Raw genomic sequence first — 3,474 nt, 5'->3', positions numbered from 1 at the left:
AGCAGACCCCGAAGGATCCGACGTGCGCGATACTGGGATTGAACCAGTGACCCCTACCGTGTCAAGGTAGTGCTCTCCCGCTGAGCTAATCGCGCCTGGTGTGGCGGTCCTGCAGCAGACCCCGAAGGATCCGACGTGCGCGATACTGGGATTGAACCAGTGACCCCTACCGTGTCAAGGTAGTGCTCTCCCGCTGAGCTAATCGCGCGGGGAGGTCTTCCGGCCGGAACCGGTCGAACCTCTCGGAGGTGGAGACGGGATTTGAACCCGTGTACACGGCTTTGCAGGCCGTTGCCTCGCCTCTCGGCCACTCCACCAGGCAACACACGAAGAACGATCTTACACTGTTCTCCATCGAGCGGACGACGAGATTCGAACTCGCGACCCTCACCTTGGCAAGGTGATGCTCTACCAACTGAGCCACGTCCGCCTGTCTCCCGGGACCTTCACCGCTTTTCTTCGGCTGCGCTCCCTGGCGACGTGTTGAACTCTAGCGGATTCCTGGGCCAGCTAAAAATCCGTTCCCGCAGCGTGCCGATGGGATGCCCGCCGAGCGCCTCCCCGCCGACCCCTCGACCCGGCCACCGGCCGCCACCTGCGGCGCTTCCGGACGATCATCCGCAGGCCACCCGGCGCACACCCGCGCGACGCCGGGCGCTGCTCACGCCCCCGCGCCACACCCCCGCGCCGGGCCCGCACCCCCGACCTACACTTCAGGCACCGCCGCCCAGGACCACCGCGCAGGAGAACCGTGTCCGGCCCCACCGAACCCAGCACCCCGCTCGCCCGCTTCGGCGGCCGCCTGGCCACCGGCCTGCGCGACGTCACCTCGGACCCGGCGGCCCTGGACTCCACCGGCTACTGGGCCGTCGCCTACGACTTCGAGGGTCGGCTGACCTGCGCCCGCTTCGACGACGTCCGCCCCGCCCCCGCGCCGCCCTCGGGCGCCGGCTGGCGCGGACCGGAGGCCGGCGACTGGCACAGCTCCCTGGACCGCTCCGCCTACACCGCGGGCGTACGCCGCATCCGCGAGCACATAGCCGCCGGCGAGGTCTACCAGGCGAACCTCTGCCGCGTGCTGTCCGCACCGCTGCCCGACCCGGCCCGCAGCGACGTCGACGCCCTCACCGGCCTCCTCGCCCACGGCAACCCCGCCCCCTACGCCGGCACCATCCGCCTGCCCGGGCACGGCGTCGAGATCGCCACCGCCTCACCCGAGCTGTACCTGCGCCGCACCGGCCGCACCGTCTCCTCCGGCCCGATCAAGGGCACCGGCCGCACCGAGGACGACCTCCTCGACAAGGACCACGCCGAGAACGTGATGATCGTCGACCTGGTCCGCAACGACCTCGGGCAGGTCTGCGCGACCGGCAGCGTCACCGTCCCCGACCTGTGCGCCGTCGAGAAGCACCCCGGCCTGGTCCACCTGGTGTCCACCGTCGAGGGCACCCTGCGCGAGGGCGCCGGCTGGCCCGAGCTGCTCGCCGCCACCTTCCCGCCCGGCTCCGTCACCGGCGCCCCCAAGTCCAGCGCCCTGCGGATCATCGACGCCCTGGAGACCGCCCCGCGCGGCCCGTACTGCGGCGCCGTCGGCTGGGTCGACGCCGACCGCGGCGAGAGCGAACTCGCCGTCGGCATCCGCACCTTCTGGCTCGACCGGACCGACCCCGAGGCGCCCGTGCTGCGCTTCGGCACCGGCGCCGGCATCACCTGGGGCTCCGACCCCGACCGCGAGTGGGCGGAAACCGAACTGAAGGCCGCCCGCCTGGTCGCGATAGCGTCGGGCAGCGACACCGACCCGACGGGGGCATGAACCGCCCCGCCCCCACCCCGCCCAAGGAGCAGCCCTCGATGCAGAACCCGACCACGAGCTGGGTCAACGGGGCGCTCGTCGACTCCGCCGACGCCGCCGTCTCGGTCCTCGACCACGGACTCACCACCGGCGACGGGGTGTTCGAGACCCTGAAGGCCACCGACGGCCGGGCCTTCGCCGTCACCCGGCACCTCGACCGGCTCACCCGCTCCGCCCGCGGCCTCGGCCTGCCCGACCCGGACCACGACCTGGTCCGCGAGGCCTGCGCCCAGGTCCTCGCCGCCAACCCGGCCCCGCTCGGCCGCCTGCGCGTCACCTACACGGGCGGCACCTCCCCGCTCGGCTCCGAGCGCGGCACCGCCGGCCCCACCCTCGTCGTCGCCCTCGGCGCGATCAACCGCCGCCCCGACGAGACCGCCGCCGCCGTCGTCCCGTGGCGCCGCAACGAGCACAGCGCCGTCGCCGGCCTCAAGACCACCTCGTACGCCGAGAACGTCGTCGCCCTGGCCGCCGCCCACCGCGCCGGCGCCTCGGAGGCCCTGTTCGCCAACACCGTCGGCCTGCTCTGCGAGGGCACCGGCTCCAACGTCTTCGTCGTCCTCGGCGGCCGCCTGCTCACCCCCACCCTCGCCTCCGGCTGCCTGGCCGGCATCACCCGGCAGCTGGTCGTCGACTGGTGCGGCGCCGAGGAGGCCGACCTGCCGCTCAGCGCCCTCCAGGACGCCGACGAGGTCTTCCTGACCTCCACCACCCGTGACGTCCAGGCCGTGACCCGGGTGGACGACCGCGAGCTGCCCGGCATCGGCCCCGTCACCGCCAAGGCCATGGCCGTCTTCGCCGAACGCAGCGGCGACGACCTCGACCCGTGATCCCCGCAACGGCAACCCGGGCATAGGGGCCCGGGCGCGGGGAAGGGACCACCACATGACCACGACGCTGCGCCCCGAGGGCCCGGAGACACCCACCGACGCCGGCGGCCGCACCAGGCGCTGGCAGATCTGCGCCAACGGCCGCCAGGTCGGCGCGCTGCGCACCACCGCCATCCCGCACGGTAGCCAACTCTGGGGCGAGATATCGGAGTTGGAGGTCAGAGAAGGCCGGGGTCGGGGCCGCGGCACGTTCGGCGCGCTGGCCGCGGAGGAGGTGCTGCGCAACTGGGACTGCACCCGGGTGGACGCCAACATCCCCGAGACGGCGCGGATCGCCCGGGGGCTCGCCACCACCCTCGGCTACACCGAGCGGATGCGGAACCTGGCCAAGCGGCTGACCGCCGCCCCCGCCCTGCCCGCCGGCATCACCGCCGACCGGATCGAGCCCCCGGAGTTCCAGGCCTGGCTCGACCGGGCCGCGCGGGGCTACCTCCGCTCGCTCGTGGAGTCCGGGCTCAGCGAGGAGCAGGCCCGCGCCCGATCCCAGCTGGACCACCGGCGCCAGCTCCCGCAGGGCGCCGACAGCCCCGGCGTCGCCCTGCGCCGCCTGCGCGCGGACGGCGAAGCCGAGCCGCTCGGCTCGCTCTGGGTGGACTTCCACCGGCGCGACCTGCCGAACGGCGGGCCGCTCGCCTGGGTGATGACCGTCGAGGTGTGGGCCGCGCGCCCCGCGGGGGGCGCGCGCCCCCCGCACGGGTAGGGGCCGCGCGCCGCCGTGGGCGCGCCCCCCCC

At 74.1% G+C, this 3,474-nt stretch carries 3 protein-coding genes and 4 tRNA genes; 3 read left to right on the top strand and 4 right to left on the bottom strand.

Annotation, left to right across the window (positions count from 1 at the left end):
* Nucleotides 1-23 precede the first annotated feature (23 nt).
* The 4 genes from ACFV61_RS33810 to ACFV61_RS33795 form a co-directional block, all read right to left on the bottom strand.
* Nucleotides 24-95: transfer RNA gene (locus tag ACFV61_RS33810), tRNA-Val, on the bottom strand.
* Nucleotides 96-136: 41 nt separating this feature from the next.
* Nucleotides 137-208: transfer RNA gene (locus ACFV61_RS33805), tRNA-Val, on the bottom strand.
* Nucleotides 209-246: 38 nt separating this feature from the next.
* A tRNA-Cys gene (locus ACFV61_RS33800) sits at nt 247-317 on the bottom strand.
* A 40-nt stretch (nt 318-357) separates the two neighbouring features.
* Nucleotides 358-430 (bottom strand) — tRNA-Gly (locus ACFV61_RS33795).
* Nucleotides 431-751: 321 nt separating this feature from the next.
* Between ACFV61_RS33795 and ACFV61_RS33790 the strand changes: the two genes are divergently transcribed.
* Genes ACFV61_RS33790 through ACFV61_RS33780 form a run of 3 tightly spaced genes read left to right on the top strand, consistent with a single transcriptional unit; the run spans nt 752 to nt 3,442 of the window.
* Entirely contained in the window at nt 752-1,813 is a 1,062-nt protein-coding gene (locus ACFV61_RS33790) for a chorismate-binding protein (RefSeq protein ID WP_380344322.1), read from the top strand.
* Complete coding sequence (locus tag ACFV61_RS33785) at nt 1,810-2,682, top strand: aminotransferase class IV (protein ID WP_079135467.1); 873 nt, start codon at nt 1,810-1,812, stop codon at nt 2,680-2,682. Before ACFV61_RS33790 ends, ACFV61_RS33785 begins: the two co-directional genes overlap by 4 nt.
* A gap of 55 nt (nt 2,683-2,737) precedes the next feature.
* Entirely contained in the window at nt 2,738-3,442 is a 705-nt protein-coding gene (locus ACFV61_RS33780; protein WP_380495900.1) for a GNAT family N-acetyltransferase, read from the top strand.
* Nucleotides 3,443-3,474: the final 32 nt, after the last annotated feature.

This window comes from Kitasatospora sp. NPDC059817 (assembly GCF_042731835.1).
Taxonomy (GTDB): domain Bacteria; phylum Actinomycetota; class Actinomycetes; order Streptomycetales; family Streptomycetaceae; genus Kitasatospora.
The sequence above is the reverse complement of the archived record's forward strand: the minus strand, read 5'-3'. Positions and strand labels throughout refer to the sequence as shown.

Bases quoted from the DNA above. Each gene is read 5' to 3' on its own strand.
- ACFV61_RS33785 (WP_079135467.1), top strand. From the start codon at position 1,810: ATGAACCGCCCCGCCCCCACCCCGCCCAAGGAGCAGCCCTCGATGCAG.
- ACFV61_RS33780 (WP_380495900.1), top strand. From the start codon at position 2,738: ATGACCACGACGCTGCGCCCCGAGGGCCCGGAGACACCCACCGACGCC.